Below are 22809 nucleotides of genomic sequence, written 5' to 3'. Positions count from 1 at the left end.
GCGGGGCGCGTCTACTGACCGAGCGCCCGGCGGGCGAGCGGCGACGAGTAGACCACGCTCGTCGTCACCGAGCCGAGCGCGCCGATCCGGCCCGACACCTCCTCCAGGTGCCGCATGGACCGGGCGGCGACCTTGATGACGAAACAGTCGTCGCCCGTCACGTGATGCGCCTCCAGGATCTCCGGCGTGGCGGCGACCAGGTCGTGGAACGGCTTGTAGTTGCCGTTGGGGTAGCGCAGGCGCACGAACGCCAGGATCCCGAGCCCCAGCCGCTCGGGGTCCACGACCGCGGCGTACCCCTTGATCACCCCGGCCTCCTCCAGCCGGCGCACCCGTTCGGTGACCGCGCTCGCGGACATGGAGACGGCTCGGGCCAGCTCGGCGAAGCTGGCGCGTCCGTCGCGCTGGAGGACGTCGAGGATGCGCCAGTCGGTGGCGTCCGGGGAAAACGCGGTCATCCCCGAGGGATAGCAGGGGAATCGACGGCCGCACAAGGTTCACGCCGGGGAACACCCCTTCAGGAAGATGATCAACGGGCCGTAGATTTCAGGACATCGACGACAGCCTCCGTCACCTCGACGACAGCCCGCGTCGCCTCGACGACAGCCTGCGTCGCCTCGACGACCGCGCTCGTCGCATCGGACACCACTGAAAGGCCGGCCCATGACCACCACGACGACCGCCAACCCCGTCCTGCGCGTCGCGCCCGCCGCCCCCGCCGAGGCGGCCGCCTACTTCCGCGCCTCGCTCACCTTCCACGCCGACGTCTCCGACGTCGCCGCCGCCCTCGCGGCGGGCGGCGACCCCGGCTTCGTCGTCCTGGACTCCCGCTCCACCGCCTCCTGGGACCAGGGCCACGTCCCCGGCGCGGTCCACCTGCCCACGGCGCTGATCCCCGAGCAGGCCGAGCAGCTCCTCGACAGGAACACCCCGGTCGTGACGTACTGCTGGGGTCCCGGCTGCAACGGCGCGACCCGCGCCGCGCTCGCCCTCGCCGAACTCGGCTACCAGGTCAAGGAGATGCTCGGCGGCTTCGAGTACTGGGTGCGCGAGGGGTTCGCGTACGAGACCTGGCAGGGCGACGAGCAGCGCGCCGCCGACCCGCTCACCGCACCGGTGGACGCCGAGGACTGCGGCTGCTGACCCGGAAACGGAAAGCGGGGGTGACGGTACGGACCGCCACCCCCGCCCCCGGTCACAGCCGGGACAGCTCCTCCACCAGGTCGTCCAGGCCCAGCGAGCCCTGGGAGAGCGCGGCCATGTGCCACGCCTTCAGGTCGAAGGCGTCGCCGTGCCGTGCACGGGCGTTCTCCCGGCCGGTGAGCCAGGCACGCTCGCCCAGCTTGTAACCGATGGCCTGGCCCGGCATCGTCAGATAGCGGGTCAGCTCGCTCTCCACGAAGTCCGCGGGCCGGCTGCTGTGCGAACCGAAGAACTCCTGCGCCAGCTCCGGCGTCCAGCGCTCACCCGGGTGGAACGGCGAGTCCGCCGGGATGTCCAGCTCCAGGTGCATGCCGATGTCCACGATGACCCGCAGGGCGCGCATCATCTGGGCGTCCAGGTAGCCGATGCGCTCCTCGGCGTCCTTGAGGAAGCCCAGCTCGTCCATCAGGCGCTCCGCGTACAGGGCCCAGCCCTCGGCGTTGGCGCTGACCATGCCCACCGAGGACTGGTAGCGGGACAGGTCTCCGGCCACGTGCGTCCACTGGGCGAGCTGCAGATGGTGGCCGGGCACGCCCTCGTGGTACCAGGTCGACACCAGGTCGTACACCGGGAAGCGGGTCTGGCCCATCGTGGGCAGCCAGGTGCGCCCGGGGCGGGAGAAGTCCTCCGACGGGGACGTGTAGTAGGGCGCCGCCGCGCCGCCGGGCGGCGCGATGCGGGACTCCACCCGCCGCACCCGCTCGGCGAGTTCGAAGTGGGTGCCGTCCAGCGCGTCGATGGCCTCGTCCATCAGGCCCTGCAGCCAGGCACGGACCTCCTCGACGCCCTCGATGTGCCGGCCGTTCTCGTCGAGGTGCGCGAGCGCCACCCACGGGGTCGCGGCGCCGGGCAGGATCTTCTCCGCCTCCTGCCGCATCTCGCCGAGCAGCCGGTGGTACTCGGCCCAGCCGTAGGCGTACGCCTCGTCCAGATCGATGTCGGTGCCGTTGAAGAAGCGGGACAGGACGGCGTAGCGCTCGCGGCCCACCGTGTTCGGGGCGCCCTCGACGGCGGGGGCGTACACGTCGCGCATCCAGTCGCGCAGTTCGGCGACGGCGGCGGTCGCCGCGCGCGCCGCGCCGTCCAGCTCCGCGCGCAGCGCGTCCGGGCCGGCGGCCGCGAAGTCCTCGAACCAGCCCCGGCCCTGCCCGGTGTCCGCCCACTCGGTGAGCTGCCCCACGAAGGTGGCGGTCGGGCGGGGCGCGGCGTACAGCTTGCGCTCCAGGCCGAGCGTCAGGGACTCGCGGTACCCGGCCAGGGCCCGCGGCACCGCGCGCAGCCGCTCGGCGATCGCCGCCCAGTCCTCCTCGGTCTCCTGCGGGGTCACCGTGAACACCTCGCGCACCTGGTGCGGCATGGTGTGCAGGTTGCCCACGGCACGCAGGTGCTCGTCGGCCTCGTGCACGGCGAGTTCGGCGGTGAGCCGCTCGCGCAGCAGCCGCGCGCAGCGCCGCTCGATGTCGCTGTCCGCGCCGGGCCGGCGCTCGGCCTCGTCCAGCTTCGCCAGGGTGGCCCGCGCCAGAGCGGCCAGCGCGTCGGCGCCCGCCGGGGACGTGTCGGGCATCCGGCGTGAGCTCTCCGGTACGCCGAGGTAGGTGCCGGTGATCGGGTCGAGGGCGATGAGGTCGTCGACGTAGGCGTCGGCGACCTCGCGGGGCAGCGGGCTCTTGGTCTCTGACATGCGGACATCCTCGTACGCGCGCCGCCACCGCGTCTGCCGGGTTTCCCCTACGGCTGCCCGAGGCGGCCGGATTCCGCCCGACGGCACACCGGAACCGGCGCCTCCCCGGCGTCACGTCACGGCGTCCCCGGGCGCTCCGGCGGCAACAGGGGCCCGCAGTCCCACTGCTGGAAGATCAGCCGGGTCTCCACGCGGGCCACCTCACGGTGGGCGGTGAAGTCGTCCAGGACCAGGCGCTGCAGATCCGCCATGTCCGCGACCGCGACGTGCACGAGGTAGTCGTCGGGGCCGGTGAGATGGAAGACGGTCCGGGACTCCGGCAGCGCCCGGATGCGCTCGACGAACGGTCCCACCAGCTCCCGCCGGTGCGGTCTGACCTGCACGGACAGCAGCGCCTCCAGGCCGCGCCCCAGCTTGGCCGGGTTCAGCCGCAGCTGGTGGCCGAGGATCACGCCGGAGCGGCGCAGCCGCGTCACCCGGTCCAGACAGGTCGACGGGGCGACCCCGACCTGCGCGGCGAGGTCCCGATAGGTGGTCCGGGCGTCGTTCTGCAGCAGCCGTAGCAGATGCAGATCGACCGGATCCAGTACGACGGATTCGGCCATACGCCGAACGTAGCACGGGTTTCGGCCACAACATCCCGGCCGGTGTTCACCCTTCCGGTCAGGGTCGAGCTGATCTCCAGCCGCCCCGCCCGGGGGACCCCTGGAACGGCCAGGGGTGCCCGCGTGGACCCCGAGGAGACCCCTGTGGAGGCGCCCGTGGACACCGCCCGTACGACCCGCAGAGCACTGGCCACGGAGGCCGTGCACGCCGGCCGCGACGACCTCGCCCGCCAGGGCCTGCACGCCCCGCCCATCGACCTGTCGACCACGTACCCGTCGTACGACAGCCGCGGTGAGGCCGCCCGGATCGACGCCTTCGCGACGACCGGCGCCGACCTGGACGGCCCGCCCGTCTACGCCCGGCTCGGCAACCCGACCGTCGCCCGTTTCGAGACCGCGCTGGCGAAGCTGGAGGGCACCGAGTCCGCGGTCGCGTTCGCCAGCGGCATGGCCGCGCTGAGCGCCGTCCTGCTGGTGCGCGCCTCGCTGGGCCTGCGGCACGTCGTCGCCGTACGGCCGCTGTACGGCTGCAGCGACCACCTGCTCACGGCCGGACTGCTCGGCACCGAGGTGACCTGGACCGACCCGGCCGGCATAGCCGACGCGCTGCGCCCGGACACCGGCCTGGTCATGGTCGAGACCCCGGCGAACCCCACCCTCGCGGAGATCGACCTGCGGGCCGTCGCCCACTCCTGCGGCTCGGTGCCGCTGCTCGCCGACAACACCTTCGCCACGCCGGTGCTCCAGCGGCCCGCCGAGCGGGGCGCGCGCCTCGTACTGCACAGCGCCACCAAGTACCTCGGCGGCCACGGCGATGTGATGGCGGGCGTGGTGGCCTGCGACGAGGAGTTCGCCGGGCGGCTGCGCCAGGTGCGGTTCGCCACCGGCGGCGTCCTGCACCCGCTGGCCGGCTATCTGCTGCTGCGCGGCCTGTCCACCCTGCCGGTCCGGGTGGGCGCCGCCTCCGCGAACGCCGCCGAACTCGCCCGCCGGCTCGCCGCCGACCCGCGTGTGGCCCGCGTCCACTACCCGCGCATCGGCGGCGCGATGGTCGCCTTCGAGGTGAACGGCGACCCGCACGAGGTCATCGCGGGGGTACGGCTGATCACCCCGGCGGTCAGCCTCGGCAGCGTCGACACGCTGATCCAGCACCCGGCGTCCATCAGCCACCGCATCGTGGACGCCGACGACCGCCGCGGGGCCGGCGTGAGCGACCGGCTGCTGCGGATGTCGGTGGGCCTGGAGGACGTGGACGACCTGTGGGCCGACCTGGACGGGGCGCTCGCCGGGGCGGCGGACAGGACCACGACGAGCGCGGCCGCCGCGCGCTGACCCAGGGGCAGAGCATGATCACGCCGCCCTGACCGCCACGGCCGGGGGAGCCTTCGGCGGATCGCCGCGAAGGCCGACGGGGGGTGTCCCGGGGATCGCCGCGAAGGCCGGCGGGGGGCGTCCCGGGGATCGCCGCGAAGGCCGGCGGGGAGGCTGTCCGGCGGAGCAGCGCCAAGGGCGACGGGGGAGGCGGCCCGGCGGAACACCGTCGGGCCGCCCCCCCGGGGCGCCTCAGTCCCGCGGCACGCTGCTGTCGTACTGCGCCGCACTGCCGTCGTACCGCTCCGCACCCGGACGCTGCCGGTCGTACGGGAGCCGGGAGCCGACCGGGGTCGCGTCCAGGCGGGCGGTGATGACCAGCGTGCCCTCCTCGATCTGGTAGTCGAGGGGCAGCCCGAGGCCGCGCATCGCGGCGACCATCCCGGTGTTGGAGGCCTGCGTGACCGCGTACACGCTCTCGCAGCCCGCCTCGACCGCCATCGCGACCAGCCGGCCGAGCAGTTCGCCGCCGATACCGCGCCGCTGCCACTCGTCCTCGACGAGCAGGGCGACCTCGGTCTCGTCGCCGTCCCAGAGCAGATGGCCGAGGCCGACGATGCGGCCGGAGGCGGTCCGCACGGCGAGGGTGCGTCCGAAGCGCGGGCTGAGCAGGTGGTTCAGATAGCGGTCCGCGTCCCTGACCGGGCCGTGGTAACGCAGGGACAGCGTGCGCGCCGAGCACCGCTCGTGCATCGCCTTCGCGGCCTCGAGGTCCCCGGTGTCGGCCCGCCGCACGGAGATCGGGTTGCCCTCCGGCAGTGTCAGCACGTCCGCGCCGACCGGGACCCGCGGCCCGAGGCGTGCGTCCAGCTCCACCAGCGCACGGGCCCGCGCGAACTCGGTCGGCGTGAACGGCAGATACGGCCGCTCCACGGTGAGGACGCCGCCCTCGGGCGCCCGCAGCCGCAGCACGGTGTCCTCCAGCACACCCTCCTCCGGGACGTCGTCGGCGCCGCCGGAGGAGGACGCGGGCAGCGACCGGATGGTGCAGCGGCCGAGCAGCTGGCGCAGCGCCAGCGGCAGCTCCGCGGTGTCCAGGGCGGTACGGGTGGCCAGGCCCAGGACCCGGGTCGGGGCGTCCACCAGATCGTGGGCGTCGGCGCGCTCGGTCCAGGTGCCGGTGCCGCCGGCCAGGGCCACCACCCGCATGAGCTCGGCGGCCGTCAGGGTGCCGGGGGAGCGCAGCAGGAACTCGTCCACGGCGGTGTCGCCCAGCGGATGCGCCTGCAGGCTCAGGATGTCGACCTGGTGGTCGGCCAGGGCCGTGCACAGCGCGGCCAGCGAGCCTGGCTGGTCCCGCACGGTCGTACGCATCCGCCACAGGGTGCTCTCGCCGCCCACCGCGTCCGCGGACCGCGGCGCCGGGGCGTCCTGCCCGGCCGGCGGCTCGGCGGAGCCCGGCCGGGCGCCGGTATCACCGGTCGGCGGGGCGTGTCCGTGCCTGCGTGACCACCATGTGTGGAAGCCGGCCGTGGCCGTCAGCACCACCGCCGACGCCACCAGCAGCACCGGTCCGTCGGGGCCGTGCCCGATCAGGTTGGCCACGCCGTCGGCGACCGCCACGGCCGTGAACATCGCGGCCAGCTCCACCACGTCGCGCCGCCAGTGGTGGACGGGCCGACCGTGCCGGGCACGCTTCACATCGGGAATCTCTCTCCTCATGCACCCACTGTGGAGGAACGGTGTTGCGTGATCACGAACGTCTTGTGACCGATGGGTAAAGCGTGCTTCCAGAGTTTTTGCCCGTTACGTCACAGTCGCGTTGCGAGGGAGTCGACGGCCGCGCACCGGCGGGGAGTTGACCCGCGCCGCGCTCCGGGGGATGACGCCGGGGCGCGGCACGGACACCGAGGGTACGCGAACCCTCACACCCCTCTCACTGGCCGACGCGGCCCGGCTGGAGCACCTGCGTGAACAGCACCGTGCCGTCCTGCTCGCGCAGCCGGACCGTCAGCTCACCGCTGTCCCCGTCGATGTCGACCTCGCCGAAGAACTGGTAGCCCTCGGCCGGCGAGACGTTCCCCCTGGCCGGCGCCTTCACGAACACCCGGTCGGGGCCGAAGGTGCCGTCGAGCGCGCTGGCCGGGAAGGCGCCCGCGTTGAGCGGTCCGGAGACGAACTCCCAGAACGGCTCGAAGTCCTTGAACGCGGCCCGCGAGGGGTCGTAGTGCTGGGCCGAGGTGTGGTGCACGTCGGCGGTCAGCCACACCGTGCCCGTGATCCGCCGGTGCTTGACGAACCGCAGCAGCTCGGCGATCTGCAGCTCACGGCCGAGCGGGACGCCCGGATCGCCCTGCGCCACCGCCTCGAAGTTCGCTCTGCCCTCCACCCCGTCCGGCACCACCAGTCCGAGCGGCATGTCCGCGGCGATCACCTTCCACACCGCGCGCGAGCGGGCCAGCTCCCGCTTGAGCCACTCCAGCTGCTCACGGCTGAGGATGCCCTGCGGGTCGGTGGTCTGGTCGTCGGGGGAGTTGGCGTTGCGGTAGGTCCGCATGTCGAGCACGAAGACGTCCAGCAACGGGCCGTGGTGGACGACGCGGTAGATGCGGCCGTCACCGCGCGCGCCCAGGCTGGAGACGGGGAAGTACTCGGCGAAGGCACGCCGGGCGCGCGCCGCCAGGTCGTCCAGCCGGGTGCCGGCCGGGTAGGGGGTGCCGGAGGCGATGACCTCGCCCGGGTACCAGTTGTTGCGGACCTCGTGGTCGTCCCACTGGACGATGTTCGGCACCTGCGCGTTGAACCGGCGCAGCGCCGCATCGAGCAGGTTGTAGCGGAAGTTGCCGCGGTAGTCGGCCAGCGTCACGGCGACGTGCGACTTCTCCTCGCTGGTCACCGACCGGTACACCGAGCCGTCCGGCAGCGCGGCCGTGGCCGCGACGGGGCCGTCGGCGTAGACGGTGTCGCCGCTGCACAGGAAGAAGTCCGGGTCCAGCTTCGCCATCGCGTCGAAGATGCGGTAGCCGCCGATGGACTCGTTGATGCCCCAGCCCTGGCCGGCCAGATCGCCGGACCACACGAACCGCACGCCCTGCCGGCGCCGTACGGGCGCCGTGCGGAAGGTTCCGGTCACGGCTTCGCCGGTACGGCGCGGGTCGTCGGGGTCGGCGAGCCGTACCCGGTAGTGGATCTGCTCGCCGGGCGGCAGGCCGTGCAGCCGGGTCGTCCCGGTGAAGTCGGTGTCCGGGCCGAGCAGAGGGCCCAGCCGGCGGTGCGGGTTGCGGAACGACTCGGTCGCCGACGTCTCGACGATCATGCGGGCGGCGCGGTCCGACCGCACCCAGATCAGACCGGACTCCGAGGTCACGTCCCCCGCCTGCACGCCCCAGCCCGCCTCGGGGCGCCCGAAGAGCGCGAACGCCGGTGCGGCGCCGAGCCCGGCCGGCAGGGACAGGGCCGCCGACGCGGCCAGCGAGCCGCGCAGCACGCTGCGGCGGCCGGGATGCGGACGGTGCGACATGAAGGGCCTCCAGGGGCGGGAATCAGCCGATGTGCATCCCACACCTACTGGCGCTCCCCGGCGCACACGGAAACCACAAGTGAACAACTGCCTGTGTTCCGGCCGCCGCAGGCGGCGCCGAGCCCCGGCCGATCACCCTGATGCCGACCTGTCCCGGTGTACGGCAAAGGGGCTGACGAAGCGTCAGCCCTTTGCCGGTGCGAGTGTGACGTCAGTCTCGGCTGCCGTCCAGGATGACCCGCGCGACCAGGGCCGGGTCGTCGTTCATCGGGCAGTGCCCGCAGCCGGGCAGCCGCACCAGCCGGGCCCGCGGCATGACCTGCTTGGCGCGCACGCCCTGACGGGGCACCAGCAGGCGGTCCCGGCTGCCCCAGGCCACGGTGACCGGGATGCCGGGAAGGTCGTCGTCGAACCGGACGGCGGCGCCGGCCGCGAGCGTCGCCGCGAACCCCGTCGCCTCGGCCAGCGCCCGGGTCTCGGCGACCACGGCCTGCGGGGCGCGGCGCCCGGGACGGGCGTAGATGGTGCTGGTCAGCACCGTGCGGCCGGCCGTCGAGCGGGACAGCTGCTCGACCAGCGGCAGGGGCAGCCGGCGGGAGATGCCGCGCATGGCCAGCAGGACGCCGAACGCGTACCGCCGTTCGGCCTCGGACCAGAAGCCGGCCGGGGACAGGGCGGTGACCGACCGCACCAGCCGCTCGCGGCCGAGTTCCAGGGCGATCAGCCCGCCCAGGGAATTGCCCGCCACATGCGGGCGGTCGAGTTCCAGTGCCTCGCACAGCGCACCGAACACGGCGGTCGTCGTGGGCAGGTCGTACGCCAGTGCCTGCGGCAGCGCGGGGGAGGCGCCGAATCCCGGCAGGTCCACGGCGATCACGTCACGGTCGGCGGCGAGGATGTCCACCACGGGGTCCCAGGCCTGCCGGTGATGGCCGATGCCGTGCAGCAGGAGCAGCGGGGCGCCGCGGCCCGCGCGCGCGTAGGAGACGGTCACCGGCTGCGGACCGTGCGGGGAGGGGACCTTGAAGGAGAGCGTGGCGGACATGCGGGGCTCCTCGGGGACTCACGGACGGACGCCGAGTAGACAGCTTGTCAGTAATTGCTACTGGCGGGTAGCCCCCAAGCGCGGCTCGGCCGCGCGCCGGTGAACCCGACGGGAGACCGAGGATTGGTCTTGACCAAGGGTGTGGGCCGTCTTATGGTCACAGACAAGTGCAACAACCTTTAATAAACAAGGGCGCTAAACGCCGCCGGATCAGGCATCGCGGAGGACAGGGTGGGGACCACGCAGCTGGAGACGGTGCCGGAACCCAAGTACTGGCACCTCAAGACCGTTCTCACCGAGGCGCTCGACTCCGAGTTCGCGGTCGGTGAGATCCTGCCCAACGAGCGTGAGCTGGCCGCCCGCTTCGGCGTCGCCCGCGCCACCCTCCGACAGGCCCTGGAACAGCTCGAGCTGGAAGGCCGCCTGCAGCGCCGCCGCGGCGTGGGCACCACCGTCGCGCCGCCCCGCATGGGCGTGGCCGTCGGCACCGAGGAACACACCTGGCCGAGCGCAGGCGGCGACGCCTGGCAGCCGGTCGACTGCGACCTGGCCGTGCCGCCCGCCGCGGTCGCCGACGCCCTGGAGACCGGCCGCGACGAGGCGGTGCACATCGTGCGCCGCACCCGCGTCAACAACGGCCAGACGGTCGCCGCGGAGCTGCTCTACATCCCGCGGGCCTCCGTGCCCGAGCTGACCGGCATCGACGCACCCTCCGGTCCGGCCCGCGCCCGCGCCGTGCTGCGCGAACTGCAGCGCCGGGAGGCGGCAGGCCAGGACCGCGCCGTCGAGCTGGGCTCGGCCGGGGCCGACGACGCCAAGGCGCTGGACCGGCTCCCCGGGGCGCCCGTCCTCGTCGTCACCACCCGCTACTTCGCCGGTGGCCACACCGCCGCACTGTCCGTCGCCACCTATCGCGCCGACACCTGCCGGCTCACCTTCGGCGACTCCGGCGGCGTGGAGATCCACCACGACCCGGAGCGCCGCGCGTCCTGAGCTGTCCCCAACTCGGAGCGCCGGGTGTCCTGACCTGTCCCCAACTCGGAGCGCGGCGCGTCCTGACCGCGCCCGAGCCGGGGCGCCAGCCGTCCTGACCCGCCTCCGAGTCGGAGCGCCGCGCGTCCTGCCCCGATCCGGAGCAGCGGCCGTCCTGACCCCTCGTCACCTCAGCCGCGCCCGTGGGCCGGCCAGGTGCGACGGACCGGCCGGAGAGGGGTACGGCCGGTCGCGGGACCGACCCGGGAGGGGTACGGGCCAATGGCGCGAGGCCGGCTTCGAAGGCGCGCTGTCTGTCACGGCCCGGACCGGCCGCAGGCCCGCACAGGCCGCTCAGGGCACCGGACGAGGCGTTCCCGGTGTCCCGCGTCACGCGGCGGGCACGTGCAACGCGGCCAGCACCGGCAGGTGATCCGTGGCCGCCCTCAGGTCCCGCTCCGCGATCCCGGGAAGCCCCATCGGCACCCCGCAGCCCAGCACCCGGATCCCCGCCGTCGCGAAGACCGCGTCGATCCGCTGGAGCGGGTCGCCCAGCCGCGTGGTGTGCTCGCGTCCCCACGGCTTCGTCGCCCAGCAGTCCTGCAGGGCGTCCGCGAGCAGCCCGAAGGTGCGCCCGTCGGGCCGGTCGTTGATGTCTCCCGCGGCGACGGCGTGCGGCACGCCCAAGGCGGACAGCCGCTCCAGGAGCAGCCGGCCCTGCTCGTAGCGCTCCTCGTCCTGGATGCTCAGGTGACAGCTGAGCACGCCCAGCCGGGACCGGCCGAACCGCAGGACGGCGGTCGCGAAGCCGCGCTGGTGCAGGCCGGGGGTGCGGGGCAGCAGGACGTCCTCGGTGTGCTCCACATGGGCGCGGAGCGAGGAGAGGATCATGGGGCCGGAGGCGGTGGCACCGCCCGAGACGTACACCAGCCCGGAGGAGTGGGCGAGGCGGGCCGCGGCCTTGCGCCAGCGGAAGAACCGCGGTGCCTCCTGCACGCAGACCACGTCGGGCCGGCAGGCCCGGATCACCCGGGCGAGGGCCGTGACGTCGTCGCGCATGGAACGGACGTTGTAACTGAGCACACGCACGACCACGGAGCCGTCCGGCTCCGTCGCCGACTCGGGCAGATCCCGCACGGCTTTCCCTTTCGCCTCGTACCCCGACGTCCTCGGCCATGACGCGTCGCCTTCCCCAAGGGATCATCGGCGGGCGGTCACCGTGCCGTCCACGGCGAACAGCTGCTCCTCCACATGGTCCAGTGCCAACCGCAGGGCGCCCGTCGCCACCGCCGCCTCGCCCAGCAGCGACAGGGTCACCTTCGGCGGCCGCAGACAGTAGCGGGACAGCTCCTTGCTCAGCGGGGCGAGCACCCCGTCCAGACCGGCCGCCCAGCCGCCGATCACGACCAGCTCCGGGTCCAGCGCCAGCACCAGCGCGGCCACGTCGTGCACGAGGCGCTGGATGAAACGGTCCACCGCCGCACGGGCCCGCAGGTCGCCCTCGCGGGCCTGGGTGAACACCGCGGCCACGGCCTGTTCGTCCAGCGGGTGCAGCGGCTCGTCGGTCGTCGACAGCAGGGTCTCCGGTGTCGCCTCGCGCCCCAGCAGGTGCAGTGCGCCGATCTCGCCGGCCGCGCCGCCGTAGCCCCGGTGCAGGCGCCCGCCGATCAGCGCCCCCGCGCCCGGGCTCAGCCCCGCCAGGACGAACACGACGTCGTCGGACTCGGTGGCGGCGCCCTTCCAGTGCTCCGCCACGGCCGCCGCGTTGGCGTCGTTCTCCACCAGCACCGGGCACTTGAAGGAACGGCTCAGCCGCTCGCCCAGCCGCAGTCCCGTCCAGCCGGGCAGCGCGGTGCCCAGCCGTACCGTCCCGTCGGCCTCCACGATCCCCGGCGTGGCCACGCCGACCGCGCGCAGCGAGCTGCGCGGCACCCCGGCGCGGCGCAGCAGCTCCGCCACCGCGGTCCGCACCCGCTCCAGCCGCTCGTCCGCCCCGGCCGCCTCCTCGACGTCCTTGGCCTGCGCGCCCACCACCCGCCCGTCGAGGTCCGCGAGCAGCGCGGCCACCCGGTGCGCGCCGATCTCCACGCCCAGCAGATGCCCCGCCTCCGCGCGGAACCGGAACCTCCGCGCCGGGCGGCCCTGACGTCGTGCCGTGCCCTCCTCGGCCGCCTTCTCGACCACCAGGCCGGCCTGGATGAGATCGTCCACGACGCCCTCGACGGTCGGCCGGGACAGCCCGGTGACCCGGGTGACCTCCGTCAGCGTCGCGCAGTCCGTGGCCCGCAGCGCGTGCAGCACCACCGCGGAATTGATCCTTCGCAGCAGCGAGGGATCCCCGCCGGTCAGCCGCCCCACCGTCCGTCCTCCCAGCTCGTGCGCGTGTTGGCGGGATCGTACTCGGCACGCCGGGCACCGGCGAGACGCGGGCCGTACCGGACCGGCCCCGGCGTGCCGCGGCCGGCTCAGCCCGGGGTGACGAAGCCCGACTCGTAGGCGACGATCACCGCCTGCGTGCGGTCCCGTGCCCCCAGCTTCGCGAGGACACCGCTCACATGCGACTTCACCGTCTCCGTGCCGACGACGAGCCGTGCGGCGATCTCCGCGTTCGACAGCCCGCGGGCCATCAACCGGAGCACCTCGCCCTCCCGCTCGGTCAGCCGCGCCCGCTCCAGCAGGTCACGGGCCGCTCGATTGCCGCCGCTGTCCCCGTACTCGGCGGCCATGCGCCGTACCGAGGCCGGGAAGAGCAGTGACTCGCCCTCCGCCACGAGCCGGACGGCATGCACGATCTCCGCCGGGCGGGCCCGCTTCAGCAGAAACCCGTCCGCGCCCGCGCGCAGCGCCCCGTACACGTACTCGTCGTTCTCGAACGTCGTCACCACGAGGATCTTCGGCGGATCGGGCACGGTGCGCAGCACCGCGCGCGTGGCCTCGATGCCGTCCAGCAGAGGCATCCGTACGTCCATGGCGACCACGTCGGGCCGCAACTGCCGCACCAGCGGGATCACCGCGGCCCCGTCGGCCGCCTCCCCGACGACCTCGATGTCGGACTGGGCCTCCAGCACGGCCCGCAGACCCGCGCGGACCAGGGGTTCGTCGTCGACGAGGAGAACGCTGACCGGCATCCGGCCAGCCTAGATCACCCCACCGGCAGCTCGACGTGCACCTGCCAGTCGGTCCCGTCGGGGCCCGTGTGCGCCCGGCCGCCGAGCAGGGCCGCCCGCTCGCGGATACCGCGCAGCCCGCTGCCCCGGCCGGGCCCTGGTATCTCGCCGGGCAGCGGATTGCGCACCTCCAGCAGGAGCCGGGCCTCGTCCGCGGCGACCCGCACCCGCACCGGCACCGAGCCCGCGTGGCGCAGCACGTTGGTCAGGGACTCCTGCAACATGCGGTACCCCTCACGGGAGACCGGCCCCGGCACCGTCTCCAGCGGGCCGCTCAGCTCGGCGTCGACCTCGGCGCCCGACGCCCGCGCGGACTCCAGCAGCCGCCCGGCCTCCGCGAGCGTCGGCCGGCTGCTCACCGGCCGCTCCGCCTCCCGCAGGACGCCCAGCACCCGCTCCAGGTCCTCCAGCGCCGCCCGGCCCGTGTCCTCGATGGCCGCCAGCGCCCGGTCCGTGAACTCCGGATCGCCCGCCGCGCGGGCCGCGCCCGCCTGGACGACCGCCACCGTCAGCGCGTGCCCGATGGAGTCGTGCAGCTCGCGGGCGATGCGGTTGCGTTCCAGCAGTTGTTCGGTGCGCTCCTCCAGCGCGGCGAGCCGCTCCGCCGGTGAGGGCCCGAGCAGACGCAGGGCGACACGGGTGATCAGCTCGCCGCCGGCCAGGACGACGACCGGCAGCAGGAGCAGCGGCAGCGGCGCGAGGACCGCGTATCCCCAGTGATGGCCGGGCAGGCGCAGCCCTCCGCCGCTGTCCCCCCGGCCGCCCACCGCCGCCCGGACCAGATCAGCTGTCATCAGGGGCAGTTGGAAGGTCAGCTGGGAGACCAGGGCGCCCAGCAGCAGCCGGACCTCCAGCCAGAGCACGAGCCGCCCGCGGTCGCCCCACGTCTTCGCCGGGTCGGTGACGATCAGCGGCGCCTGGCCGTCCCGGCGGCGGCCGAGAAGCAACAGCCGGGCCTGGAAGCCCTCCACGGTCCGCATCGCCGGGATCAGACCGGACAGGCCGAGCACCACGGCCGCGGTGGCCGGCGCCCACCAGGCCTCGTCGATGAACAGCCACATCGCCGGCCACACGACGGCCACGAACAGATGCAGCCACCGTGTGTACGTGACGGCCCGAGCGAACGGGCGCAACCAGCGGATCATGACGTCATCGTGCCAGCCGCCACTGACAACGGACCTCCCTCGCACGGGGGAGACGATCTCCACCGGCGGGGGAGGAGCCGGACCCCGACGGCCCGTCAGGGTGAGGGCCATGACCCGCATCGACGTCCACGACCTCACCAAGGAGTACGGCTCCCGGCGCGCCGTCGACCACCTCACCTTCCGCGTCGAACCCGGCCGCGTGACCGGCTTCCTCGGCCCCAACGGCGCCGGGAAGTCCACCACCATGCGGCTCGTCCTCGGCCTGGACCGGCCGACCGCCGGCACCGCGACCGTCGGCGGCCGTCCCTACGCCACCCTGGGCGAACCGCTCCGCGAGGTCGGCGCCCTGCTGGACGCGCAGTCCGCGCACGGCTCCCGCACCGCCCGCGCCCATCTGCTCGCCCTCGCCGCGAGCAACCGCATCGCGCCGCGCCGGGTCGAGCAGGTGCTGGAGGAGACCGGGCTCGCCCCTGCCGCGCACCGCAGGGTGAAGACGTACTCCCTGGGCATGCGCCAGCGCCTCGGCATCGCCGCCGCCCTGCTCGGCGACCCGCGGGTGGTGATGCTCGACGAGCCCGCCAACGGCCTCGACCCCGAAGGGATCGTCTGGATCCGTCATCTGCTGCGCCGGCTCGCCGACGAGGGCCGCACAGTCCTGGTCTCCAGCCACCTGATGAACGAGACGGCGTCCTTCGCCGACCACCTCCTGGTGCTCGGCCGAGGGCGGCTGCTCGCCGACATGCCGATGCGCGCCTTCATCGACGCACGCGTACAGCCTCGCGTCCGGGTGCGCACCACGGACGGCGTCGCACTGAAGGAGGCGCTCGCCCGGCACGGCCACGACGCCACCGAGGCGGACGACGGGGCATGGAGCGTGCCCCACGCGCGCGTGGAGGACATCGGCCGGATCGCGTCCGCGGCCGGCGTACCCCTCCTCGAACTGGCCGCCGAGGAGGGCACGCTGGAGCAGGCCTATCTCGATCTCACCGCGGCGGAAGCCGAGTTCACCGCAGCCGAGTCCACCGCAGCCCGTCAGGAGGCCTGACCATGGGATTCACCCCCGCCCTGCACGCCGAGTGGATCAAGATCAGGACACTGCGCTCGCAGCTCATGAGCCTCGGCGTGGTCCTGGCCGCCACCGCCGCCTTCTCCGCGCTCGCAGCCCTGGACACCGGCGGCACCGACTTCGACCCCCTCTTCTCGGCCTTCTTCGGCGTCAGCTTCGGCCAGATCGCCGCCATCGCCTTCGGTACGACGGCCATGGCGGCGGAGTTCCAGGGCGGCGCGCTGCGCGTCTCCCTGGCCGCCGTACCCCACCGGGGCCGCTGGTTCGCCGCGAAGGCGACGGCGGTGGCCCTGCCAGCCCTGGCCGCCGGCCTGGTCACGGGCGTCGTCACCCTGGCGATCGGCCGGGCGGTGCTCGGGGAGAAGGCTGCGGGACTGTCGGCGGGCGAGGAACTGCGGGGAGCCGCGGGCTGCGGCATCTACCTGATGCTCATGGCCCTGTTCGCGGTCGGACTCACGGCCGTGCTGCGCAGCGGCGTCGCGACCCTGAGCGTGCTCATCCCCTTGCTGCTCATCGTGTCCTTCGTCATCGGTGACGTGTCCGCCGGTGTCGCCGACCTGCTGCCCGACCGGGCCGGCCAGGCCGTGATGCACCAGCACCCGCAGGGCGCGCTCGGACCCTGGACGGGGCTCGCGGTGACCGCGCTGTGGACGGCGGCCGCCCTGGGGGCAGGGATGTGGAGCGTGCGGCGCAGGGACGCCTGAGCCGGAGCGGGGGTTGACGCCCCGCCAATTGTCAGTGGGGGCCGCTTTACTGGATCACATGGACATCGCGACGTACCTGGCCGTGATCGACCGGCTGTGCGACCGGGAGTTCCCCGAGGAGGAATGCCGGTGGGACCTCGGCACGGGCGGACCCGGTTACTACACGGCGGGTCTGGAGACGAGCCACGGGATGCGCGCGGCGGACGCCCAGGTGCGGGAGCGGACGACGAGGGACTTCCACGCCGGCCGGGACGGGCTCGCCCGGCGCCTGGACGAGCGCTGGGGCGAGCAGCCCCCGTGGGGCCAGCTGACCGTGCGGGAACGCTGGGCGAGGGGCGAGGAGATCCCCGAGCCCTGGGCCGGCCTCAGCCTGCGTACTGACGAGTTGAATGTGTGGCGGACGGGCCACGACGGCCGCTGGGTCGCGCTCGGCGTCGCGGACCGGGACCCGGCCGACGAGATACAACTGGTCGCCGCCGTCACGGAGATAGACCCGCCCTGACCGGCCCTGGTCTCGGCGACCCGACCGCGGCCACGCGGCCTGATCCTCGGCGGCCCGCCACACCCGGGCGACCTGCCGTACCCCGGGCGGCAGGCCGCAGCCGGGGCGGCTTGGTGCTCGACCGCCCGCCGCAGCCTCGCGCCGCTCAGTCCTCGGCGGCCCGCCGCAGCCTCGCGTCGCTCAGTCCTCGGCTGCCCGCCGCAGCCGAGCGAACTCCTCGGCCATGGTCGTGACGGTCCAGTGCGCGTTCAGCCCGCTCGGATTGGGCAGCACCCACACACGGGTGTCCCCGATCGTGCGCTCCTGCGGCCCGACCTGCGCTGTGCGGTCCGCGAAGGCGGCCCGGTAGGCGGTGATGCCGACGACGGCGAGCCAGCGCGGCCGCAGCCGCTCGACCTTGGCGGTCAGCAGCCGGCCGCCCTCCCGGTACTCCTCGGCGCTCAGTTCGTCGGCGCGGGCCGTCGGCCGGGCGACGACGTTGGTGATGCCGAGCCCGTACGCCGGCAGTTCGTGCTGCTCGGCGGGGGTCAGCAGACGGGGTGTGAAGCCGGACAGGTGCAGGACCGGCCAGAAGCGGTTGCCGGGGCGGGCGAAGTGATGGCCCGTCGCGGCGCTCATCAACCCGGGGTTGATGCCGCAGAACAGCACGCGGAGGCCGTCCGCGACCACGTCCGGTACGGGACGCTCGCGGGCGGCCTCCAGCTCCGCCTGGGTGAAACGGGGCATCGTGCGGGGCAGGTCAGAGGATCGCGCCGGGCGTGTAGCCCGCGGCCTCGGGGTGCTGCTTGACGATCTCCTCGACGCGGCCGACCACCGTGGCGACCTGGTCGGCGGCGGCGCCCGTGAAGGACAGCTTGTCGGCCATCAGCGCCGCGAGCTGCTCGCGGTCGAGCGGCAGGCGCTCGTCGGCGGCGAGCTTGTCCAGCAGGTCGTTGCGCTCGGCGCCCTGCTCGCGCATCGCCAGGGCGGTGGCGACGGCGTTCTCCTTGATCGCCTCGTGCGCGACCTCACGGCCGACGCCCCCGCGCACCGCGCCCATGAGCACCTTGGTGGTGGCCAGGAACGGCAGGTAGCGGTCCAGCTCGCGGGCCACGACCGCCGGGAAGGCGCCGAACTCGTCGAGGACGGTCAGGAACGTCTCCAGCAGGCCGTCCAGCGCGAAGAACGCGTCCGGCAGCGCGACGCGGCGGACCACGGAGCAGGACACGTCGCCCTCGTTCCACTGGTCGCCGGCCAGCTCGCCGGTCATCGAGGCATAGCCGCGCAGGATGACCATGAGGCCGTTGACGCGCTCGCAGGAGCGGGTGTTCATCTTGTGCGGCATCGCGGAGGAGCCGACCTGGCCCGGCTTGAAGCCCTCGGTGACCAGCTCGTGCCCGGCCATCAGGCGGATCGTCTTGGCCAGCGACGAGGGCGCGGCCGCCAGCTGCACCAGCGCGGTGACGACCTCGTAGTCCAGCGAGCGCGGGTAGACCTGGCCGACGGAGGTGAAGGCCTGCGCGAAGCCCAGGTGGCCCGCGATCCGGTTCTCCAGGTCGGCCAGCTTGGCGGCGTCACCGCCGAGCAGGTCCAGCATGTCCTGCGCGGTGCCGACCGGGCCCTTGATGCCGCGCAGCGGGTAGCGGCCGAGCAGCTCCTCGAGGCGGCCGTAGGCGACGAGCAGCTCGTCGGCGGCGGTCGCGAAGCGCTTGCCGAGGGTGGTGGCCTGGGCGGCGACGTTGTGGGAGCGGCCGGCCATGACCAGCTCGCCGTACTCGCCCGCGAGCTTGCCGAGGCGCGCCAGCACCGCCACCGTGCGGTCGCGCATCAGCTCCAGCGAGAGCCGGATCTGCAGCTGCTCGACGTTCTCGGTGAGGTCGCGGGAGGTCATGCCCTTGTGCACGTGCTCGTGCCCGGCGAGGTCGTTGAACTCCTCGATACGGGCCTTCACGTCGTGCCGCGTGACCTTCTCGCGCTCGGCGATGGAGGCCAGGTCGACGGTGTCGAGGACGCGCTCGTAGTCGGCGATCGCCTCGTCCGGAACCTCGATCCCGAGGTCCTTCTGGGCACGCAGCACGGCGAGCCAGAGCTGACGCTCCAGCTTCACCTTCTGCTCGGGCGACCAGAGCGTGGCGAGCTCGGCGGAGGCGTAGCGTCCGGCGAGGACGTTGGGGATGCGGGGCTTGGCGGGCGCAGAAGTCACGTGTCCAGATTCTACTGGCGATTCCTGCAGGCCAGCGCCGCGGCCCCGCTGGGCGGAACCTACGAGACCTCGGTCACGTCCTCGGAGCACGCCGCTCTCTCCGGCACCGGGCGCGATCACCCACCCTGAACAGGGCCGCAGGGAGCAACGCGACGGACGCCGGGCTCGGTGACCGACCCCGCAAGGGGCGCGGGGAACTGCGCGACCAGCCCCCACCGGCCGGCACCCGAAAGGCACCCCCCGCGGCAGCAGCGCAGCACCGCAGCACCGGCCCGGCGGAGCCTCACGTCCCCGACGCGTCGTAGGGCAGCAGCTCCGGACGCTTCGGCGGGCGGCCGTCGCCCGAGGAGCGGCCGGTCAGGCGGCGGCCTATCCACGGAAGCAGATGCTGCCGGGTGAAGCGGGCATCGGCGACGCGGCGGGCGATCCAGTTCGGGGGGAGCGCCGCGGGCAGCGCGGCGTGCCAGTCGGGGTCCTCCGCCGCGTGACCGAGGCTCTGCCACACCGCCTCCGCCACCCGCCGGTGCCCCTCGGCGGTGAGGTGCAGACGGTCGACGTCCCACATCCGCGGGTCGGCCAGCCCGGGCGCCCCGTACAGGTCGACCACCAGCGCCCCGTGCCGTGCGGCCAGGTCGTCGACGCAGGCGAAGAGCTCCTCCATGCGCGGCCGGAAACGTTCCAGCACCGGACCCTGGCGGCCGGGGCTGCGCATGAGCACGAGCTGCTTGCAGGACGGCGCCAGGCGCTCCACCGCCTCCGTCAGCAGCCCTTTGACCCGTCCCATGTCGCACTTGGGCCGCAGCGTGTCGTTGAGGCCGCCGACCAGGGTGATCACATCGGCGTCCATCGCGGCCGCCACGGGCACCTGCTCCTCGACGATCTGCCCGATGAGCTTGCCGCGCACGGCCAGGTTGGCGTACCGGAAGCCGGGCGTGCGGGCGGCCATCCGGGCCGCGAGGAGGTCGGCCCAGCCGCGGTAGGTACCGTCCGGCAGCAGGTCCGACATGCCCTCGGTGAAGGAGTCGCCGACGGCGACCAGGCTGGTGTGGGCGGGGTTCGTGTCCATGGCGTCAGCGATGGTAACCCGCCCGGCATACCCAGCGGTCGGTCGGCCTCCCTCCCCGCGTCCGACACGCGGTCGGCCTGCCTCCCTCCCCGCGTCCGAGGCGCAGTCGGCCCACCTCTCTTCCCGCGTTCCACACGCGCAGGCGGGCCTCCCTCCCCGCGCCCCCGCCCTCACGCCCGCTGGCCGAACAGTTCCCGCAGGACGTCCTCCATCGTCACCAGTCCTGCCAGCCGGCCGTCCGCGCCCAGGACCGCCGCCAGGTGGGTCCGGCTGCCGCGCATCGCGGTGAGCACGTCGTCCAGCGGCGTCGTCTCCCGTACCCGAGCGATCGGCCGCATGTCCCGCAGCCGGAACGGCAGGTCCCGCGGCGAGGCGTCCAGCGCGTCCTTCACATGCAGATAGCCGACGATCCGCCGCCCCTCGTCCACCACCGGGAAGCGGGAGAACCCGGACTCGGCCGACAGTCCCTCCAGCTGCTCCGGCGTGACGCCCACGCGCGCGTAGACGACCCGCTCCAGCGGCATCACCACGTCGCGCACCGGGCGGCTGCCCAGTTCCAGCGCGTCGTGCAGCCGTTCCGTGGCGCGGTCGTCGAGCAGACCGGCCTCACCGGCGTCCTTGACGATCTGCGCCAGCTCGGCGTCCGAGAAGGTCGCCGTCACCTCGTCCTTGGTCTCGATCCGCATCAGCTTCAGCAGCGCGTTCGCGAAGGCGTTGATCGCGAAGATCACCGGCTTCAGCGCCCGCGCGAGCGTGACCAGCGGCGGCCCGAGCACCAGCGCGCTGCGCACCGGCTCGGCGAGCGCGATGTTCTTCGGCACCATCTCACCGAGCAGCATGTGCAGATACGTCGCGAGGGCCAGCGCGATCACGAAGGACACCGCGTGCCCGGCGCTCTCGGGTACGCCCACCGCGTGGAACACCGGCTCCAGCAGATGCGCGATCGCCGGCTCGGCGACCACACCGAGCACCAGCGTGCACAGCGTGATGCCGAGCTGCGCGGCGGCCATCAGCGCCGACACGTGCTGCAGCCCCCACAGCACGCTGCGCGCCCGCCGGTCGCCGGCCTCCGCGTGCGGTTCGACCTGCGAGCGCCGCACCGAGATCAGGGCGAACTCGGCGCCGACGAAGAAGGCGTTGACGACCAGCGTCGCCAGACCGATCAGCAACTGCACCGCGGTCACCGCGGCACCTCCTTCTCGCCGTGCGGCTTCTCGTCGTCCAGCGGCGCGTGCAGCAGCACCCGCGCCGCCCGGCGCCCGGAGGCGTCCACCACGTCCATCCGCCACCCGGCGACCTGCAGGACGTCACCGACGGCCGGTATGCGGCCCAGCTCGGCGGCGACGAGCCCGGCCAGGGTCTCGTACGGCCCGTCCGGCGCCCTCAGGCCCACCCGCGCCAGCTGGTCGATGCGGGCGGCGCCGTCGGCGGAGAACACCGCGCGGCCGTCCTCGTCGGTGCCGGCCGGGGCCAGGTCGGGCGTCTCGTGCGGGTCGTGCTCGTCGCGGACCTCGCCGACGACCTCCTCGACGATGTCCTCCAGCGTCGCCACACCCGCCGTACCGCCGTACTCGTCGATGACCACGGCCATCGTCCGCTTGCCGGACAACCGGTCCAGCAGGCGGTCCACGGTGAGGGACTCGGGGACGAGCAGCGGCTCGCGCATCAGCTCCGACACGGGCACCCGGTGGCGCCGGTCGGCCGGCACGGCGAGCACGTCCTTGACGTGGGCGGTGCCGACGACCGTGTCGAGGCTGCCGCGGTAGACCGGGAAGCGGGACAGGCCCGTCGCCCGGGTCGCGTTCGCCACGTCCTGGCAGGTCGCCTGCGCGTCCAGGGCGATGACCTGCACGCGCGGGGTCATCACGTTCTCCGCGGTGAGGTCGGCGAGGTTGAGTGTGCGGACGAACAACTCGGCGGTGTCCGGCTCCAGGGCGCCCGCCTTGGCGGAGTGCCGGGCCAGCGCGGCCAGCTCCTGCGGGCCGCGCGCGGAGGCCAGTTCCTCGGCCGGCTCGATGCCGAAGCGGCGCACCACGCGGTTGGCGGTGTTGTTCAGGTGGGTGATGAAGGGGCGGAACGCGGCGCTGAACAGGCGCTGCGGGGTCCCCACCCGCCGGGCCACGGCCAGCGGCGCCGAGATCGCCCAGTTCTTGGGGACCAGCTCGCCGACGATCATCAGGAACACCGTGGACAGGGCCGTGCCCAGCACGAGGGCGAACGAGCTCGCCGCCGTCCGGGACAGGCCGAGCGCCTGCATCGGACCGGCCAGCAGCTTGGCGATCGAGGGCTCGGCGAGCATGCCGACGACCAGGTTCGTGACCGTGATGCCGAGCTGCGCGCCGGACAGCTGGAAGGTGAGGTTCCGTACGGCCTTCAGCGCGCCCGCGGCACCCCGCTCGCCGCGCTCCACGGCCCGCTCCAGTTCGCTGCGTTCGACCGTGGTCAGCGAGAACTCGGCCGCGACGAAGGCACCGCAGGCGAGCGACAGCAGCACGGCGACGAGCAGCAGAAGCACTTCGATCATCGGGTCACCTCCGTCCCATGGTCGGACAGGGCAGGAAGGATCGCGCGATGTCGGCTACTGGGGGGCTCGCCCATGGGCGGACGCTCACAACCTTTCATGGAGGACCGAGTGGTCCA

21 protein-coding genes are annotated in these 22809 nt (G+C 73.7%); 6 read left to right on the top strand and 15 right to left on the bottom strand.

Going from position 1 to position 22809, the window contains the following annotated elements:
- Nucleotides 1–11: 11 nt before the first annotated feature.
- Nucleotides 12–458, bottom strand: coding sequence for an Lrp/AsnC family transcriptional regulator (locus ACZ64A_RS17920; protein WP_469811287.1), 447 nt, complete (start codon nucleotides 456–458; stop codon nucleotides 12–14).
- A 205-nt stretch (nucleotides 459–663) separates the two neighbouring features.
- Between ACZ64A_RS17920 and ACZ64A_RS17915 the strand changes: the two genes are divergently transcribed.
- A complete protein-coding gene (locus ACZ64A_RS17915; RefSeq protein ID WP_469811286.1) occupies nucleotides 664–1143 on the top strand; it encodes a rhodanese-like domain-containing protein in 480 nt (159 codons plus the stop codon).
- Nucleotides 1144–1195: 52 nt separating this feature from the next.
- On the opposite strand, the gene ACZ64A_RS17910 is transcribed toward ACZ64A_RS17915, so the two are convergent.
- Both ACZ64A_RS17910 and ACZ64A_RS17905 read right to left on the bottom strand, forming a co-directional pair.
- Nucleotides 1196–2884 carry a DUF885 domain-containing protein gene (locus ACZ64A_RS17910; RefSeq protein ID WP_469811285.1) on the bottom strand — a complete coding sequence of 563 codons (1689 nt, stop codon included), beginning with the start codon at nucleotides 2882–2884 and terminating at the stop codon, nucleotides 1196–1198.
- Nucleotides 2885–3000: 116 nt separating this feature from the next.
- Nucleotides 3001–3489, bottom strand: coding sequence for an Lrp/AsnC family transcriptional regulator (locus ACZ64A_RS17905; protein WP_361626484.1), 489 nt, complete (start codon nucleotides 3487–3489; stop codon nucleotides 3001–3003).
- Between the two features lie 123 nt (nucleotides 3490–3612).
- On the opposite strand from ACZ64A_RS17905, the gene ACZ64A_RS17900 reads away from it, so the two are divergent.
- Entirely contained in the window at nucleotides 3613–4821 is a 1209-nt protein-coding gene (locus ACZ64A_RS17900) for a trans-sulfuration enzyme family protein (protein WP_469811284.1), read from the top strand.
- 231 nt (nucleotides 4822–5052) lie between these two features.
- On the opposite strand, the gene ACZ64A_RS17895 is transcribed toward ACZ64A_RS17900, so the two are convergent.
- The 3 genes from ACZ64A_RS17895 to ACZ64A_RS17885 form a co-directional block, all read right to left on the bottom strand.
- Entirely contained in the window at nucleotides 5053–6522 is a 1470-nt protein-coding gene (locus ACZ64A_RS17895; protein WP_469811283.1) for a GNAT family N-acetyltransferase, read from the bottom strand.
- 214 nt (nucleotides 6523–6736) lie between these two features.
- Complete coding sequence (locus ACZ64A_RS17890; RefSeq protein WP_469811281.1) at nucleotides 6737–8320, bottom strand: alkaline phosphatase D family protein; 1584 nt, start codon at nucleotides 8318–8320, stop codon at nucleotides 6737–6739.
- Nucleotides 8321–8531: 211 nt separating this feature from the next.
- Nucleotides 8532–9365, bottom strand: coding sequence for an alpha/beta fold hydrolase (locus tag ACZ64A_RS17885; protein WP_469811280.1), 834 nt, complete (start codon nucleotides 9363–9365; stop codon nucleotides 8532–8534).
- A gap of 231 nt (nucleotides 9366–9596) precedes the next feature.
- Between ACZ64A_RS17885 and ACZ64A_RS17880 the strand changes: the two genes are divergently transcribed.
- Complete coding sequence (locus ACZ64A_RS17880; protein WP_469811279.1) at nucleotides 9597–10358, top strand: GntR family transcriptional regulator; 762 nt, start codon at nucleotides 9597–9599, stop codon at nucleotides 10356–10358.
- Nucleotides 10359–10727: 369 nt separating this feature from the next.
- Here ACZ64A_RS17880 and ACZ64A_RS17875 read toward each other — a convergent pair whose 3' ends face one another.
- The 4 genes from ACZ64A_RS17875 to ACZ64A_RS17860 form a co-directional block, all read right to left on the bottom strand.
- Nucleotides 10728–11474 carry an endonuclease/exonuclease/phosphatase family protein gene (locus tag ACZ64A_RS17875; protein WP_469811278.1) on the bottom strand — a complete coding sequence of 249 codons (747 nt, stop codon included), beginning with the start codon at nucleotides 11472–11474 and terminating at the stop codon, nucleotides 10728–10730.
- A gap of 63 nt (nucleotides 11475–11537) precedes the next feature.
- Complete coding sequence (locus tag ACZ64A_RS17870; RefSeq protein WP_469811277.1) at nucleotides 11538–12695, bottom strand: ROK family transcriptional regulator; 1158 nt, start codon at nucleotides 12693–12695, stop codon at nucleotides 11538–11540.
- Nucleotides 12696–12802: 107 nt separating this feature from the next.
- Nucleotides 12803–13465 carry a response regulator transcription factor gene (locus ACZ64A_RS17865; protein WP_469811276.1) on the bottom strand — a complete coding sequence of 221 codons (663 nt, stop codon included), beginning with the start codon at nucleotides 13463–13465 and terminating at the stop codon, nucleotides 12803–12805.
- A 14-nt stretch (nucleotides 13466–13479) separates the two neighbouring features.
- Nucleotides 13480–14649: a sensor histidine kinase gene (locus ACZ64A_RS17860; RefSeq protein WP_469811275.1), complete on the bottom strand. Its 1170-nt coding sequence runs from the start codon at nucleotides 14647–14649 to the stop codon at nucleotides 13480–13482.
- 109 nt (nucleotides 14650–14758) lie between these two features.
- On the opposite strand from ACZ64A_RS17860, the gene ACZ64A_RS17855 reads away from it, so the two are divergent.
- The 3 genes from ACZ64A_RS17855 to ACZ64A_RS17845 are packed head-to-tail and all read left to right on the top strand — an operon-like array spanning nucleotide 14759 to nucleotide 16921.
- Nucleotides 14759–15694 (top strand): ATP-binding cassette domain-containing protein, encoded by a 936-nt coding sequence (locus ACZ64A_RS17855; protein WP_469811274.1) that lies wholly within the window; start codon nucleotides 14759–14761, stop codon nucleotides 15692–15694.
- Nucleotides 15695–15696: 2 nt separating this feature from the next.
- Complete coding sequence (locus ACZ64A_RS17850; protein ID WP_469811273.1) at nucleotides 15697–16419, top strand: ABC-2 transporter permease; 723 nt, start codon at nucleotides 15697–15699, stop codon at nucleotides 16417–16419.
- Nucleotides 16420–16477: 58 nt separating this feature from the next.
- Nucleotides 16478–16921, top strand: coding sequence for a hypothetical protein (locus tag ACZ64A_RS17845; protein WP_469811272.1), 444 nt, complete (start codon nucleotides 16478–16480; stop codon nucleotides 16919–16921).
- Nucleotides 16922–17101: 180 nt separating this feature from the next.
- On the opposite strand, the gene mug is transcribed toward ACZ64A_RS17845, so the two are convergent.
- The 5 genes from mug to ACZ64A_RS17820 form a co-directional block, all read right to left on the bottom strand.
- On the bottom strand, nucleotides 17102–17647 hold the full coding sequence (gene mug, locus ACZ64A_RS17840) for a G/U mismatch-specific DNA glycosylase (protein WP_469811271.1): 546 nt from the start codon (nucleotides 17645–17647) through the stop codon (nucleotides 17102–17104).
- Between the two features lie 13 nt (nucleotides 17648–17660).
- Nucleotides 17661–19103 carry an adenylosuccinate lyase gene (gene purB / locus ACZ64A_RS17835; RefSeq protein WP_469811270.1) on the bottom strand — a complete coding sequence of 481 codons (1443 nt, stop codon included), beginning with the start codon at nucleotides 19101–19103 and terminating at the stop codon, nucleotides 17661–17663.
- A 283-nt stretch (nucleotides 19104–19386) separates the two neighbouring features.
- The gene (locus ACZ64A_RS17830) at nucleotides 19387–20169 is read right to left on the bottom strand and encodes an SGNH/GDSL hydrolase family protein (RefSeq protein WP_469811268.1); all 783 of its coding nucleotides are present in this window, start codon (nucleotides 20167–20169) and stop codon (nucleotides 19387–19389) included.
- Between the two features lie 170 nt (nucleotides 20170–20339).
- Entirely contained in the window at nucleotides 20340–21353 is a 1014-nt protein-coding gene (locus ACZ64A_RS17825) for a hemolysin family protein (protein WP_469811266.1), read from the bottom strand.
- Nucleotides 21350–22693 (bottom strand): hemolysin family protein, encoded by a 1344-nt coding sequence (locus ACZ64A_RS17820; RefSeq protein WP_469811265.1) that lies wholly within the window; start codon nucleotides 22691–22693, stop codon nucleotides 21350–21352. Before ACZ64A_RS17820 ends, ACZ64A_RS17825 begins: the two co-directional genes overlap by 4 nt.
- Between the last annotated feature and the right edge of the window lie 116 nt (nucleotides 22694–22809).

It is taken from the genome of Streptomyces sp. NPDC104814, from assembly GCF_055583185.1.
The sequence above is the reverse complement of the archived record's forward strand: the minus strand, read 5'-3'. Positions and strand labels throughout refer to the sequence as shown.